Genomic DNA, 1839 nt, shown 5'->3' with positions numbered 1-1839 from the left:
GAACCGAAACGCACCCACTTCGTCTGGGACGGCAGCCGCCTGTTGCAGGAGTACACCTACAAAGGCTGTTACACCTATATCTACACCGACCAAGACAGCTACGAACCGCTGGCGCAAATCTTTGACAACGCTAAAGACGGCAAACAATACCTAAGTTATTTCCACAACGACCAAATCGGCATCCCGCGCGAGATGACCGACATCCACGGCAATCTCTTATGGTACGGCGAATACACCGCCTGGGGTCGTCTGAAAAAGGATGAACGGGTTTACAAGGATGCACATCAGCCGTTCAGATTGCAAAACCAGTATTATGATGAAGAGACGGGGCTGCATTACAACCTGATGCGGTATTACGAGCCTGAGACCGGGCGATTTGTGAATCAGGACCCGATTGGGTTGTTGGGGGGTAGTAACCTTTATCGATTTGCTCCTAATATACAGAGTTGGACGGATGTGTTAGGTTTGGAGGGAAAATTAACTATTTTCTCGGATCCTAGTGACTTTGTAGGGCATGCGTTTATTGGCTTGGAGGAAAATGGGAAAACGCAATATATTGGACAATGGCCTGATGGAGATGGATTTAGATATAAATCAAAAGATATTGCAAGTATTCTTATGAGTGATATGGGAGGAGCTATGGATTTCAATGATATTTCACATTTGGGGAGTTCACATTTGGTATCAAGAAGCTATAATTTAACTGATAAACAAATGGTGAAGGTTAAAAATTACATAAATGATTTTAATAGTAAAAATACTGAAACTTCTGGCTATAACTTACGTAACAGGCAATGTGCAAGTTTTGCTTATGGAACGAGTCAAGCTGCTGGCATAGAAGAAATGAAGATGTCTGGTTGGGTTACTCCCGCTTCGCTTGCAAGAAAAATTAGAAGGCTTAATAAAGGTAAATAATCATGAAAATTTTAACAGGATTAATAGCATCAATTTTGGTATCTTCAACTCCTCCTTATATTTCAAATTATCATTATGATCCAGGGTTTGGAGGTTGGTTCAAAATAATTTTAGCCGAACAACGAAGTAAAAAAGAATGTGGAAGCATTAATATAAGTGCTAATCAAATAAATTTTACCTTTTCATGTAATGGTGAAATTGGTAAGGGTTCAATTCCATTAAGTAGAATCTATTTTGAATATAAAAATAATATTTTATCTGCACAGAATAAACAGAGTGGGAAGAATATTTTTTCCATTTATTGTTCCAATGAGCAATTTGAGAAGATTAAATTATATATTGGAAATAATATGCAATAAGCAATCCGTAGTTTGGATGAAACCTTCAATTCTGATGTAGGGTGGACAATTGCTTCCCACACCCCCTTTCGGGCTACCTGAAAAAGTGCAGGCTGCTTTTCAAAGCCCCAAAACGGTTCCACGCCCCGCACAAAACCTTCAAATTCTGATGTTAGGGTGTGTACGGAATGCACGCACGCGGTTTCTGTTTTTCAGACGGCCTCACTATCTTCTTTGAGGTCGTCTGAAACATTTGTTCTTTAACAATCTCATTAGCAGTTAACATAGAGGCCGTCTGAAAACCGAATTTCAGACGACCTCTACCAAATCGCCTCCCCTGACGGCGGCGCACGGCTGCTGTTTGCCGAAGTCGATTCCGGCTGCGGCATTTTCCAACTGGTCGCCCAACTCGACCGCAACGGCCGCCATATCCGCCTCTGCTACGACGATAACGGACTGCCGCACAGCATTTACGACGGCAGCGGCCGACACTTCCAACCCGTATTCTCCTCCATCCGTCTGCACGACAACGATCCCGACTTCGACCCGGCAGGGGAGCGGGACGTCTTCGTTTCCGAAGACGAGC

At 43.1% G+C, this 1839-nt stretch carries 2 protein-coding genes and 1 pseudogene; 2 read left to right on the top strand and 1 reads right to left on the bottom strand.

Annotated features, from left to right (window positions below):
- Positions 1-915, top strand: a 915-nt coding sequence (locus HMPREF3277_RS15685) for an RHS repeat-associated core domain-containing protein (RefSeq protein WP_246830819.1), incomplete at its 5' end; no start/stop codon positions are given.
- Positions 916-917: 2 nt separating this feature from the next.
- Positions 918-1274, top strand: a complete 357-nt coding sequence (locus HMPREF3277_RS12765) for a hypothetical protein (protein WP_036492246.1) — start codon at positions 918-920, stop codon at positions 1272-1274.
- Between the two features lie 288 nt (positions 1275-1562).
- On the opposite strand, the pseudogene HMPREF3277_RS15070 reads toward HMPREF3277_RS12765, so the two are convergent.
- Positions 1563-1839 (bottom strand): annotated as a pseudogene (locus tag HMPREF3277_RS15070) (hypothetical protein); the annotation flags it as partial.

It is taken from the genome of Neisseria sp. HMSC70E02, from assembly GCF_001838645.1.
Taxonomy (GTDB): domain Bacteria; phylum Pseudomonadota; class Gammaproteobacteria; order Burkholderiales; family Neisseriaceae; genus Neisseria; species Neisseria macacae.
Note: the sequence above shows the minus strand (reverse complement) of the source record. Positions and strands in the feature narration are given on the sequence as shown.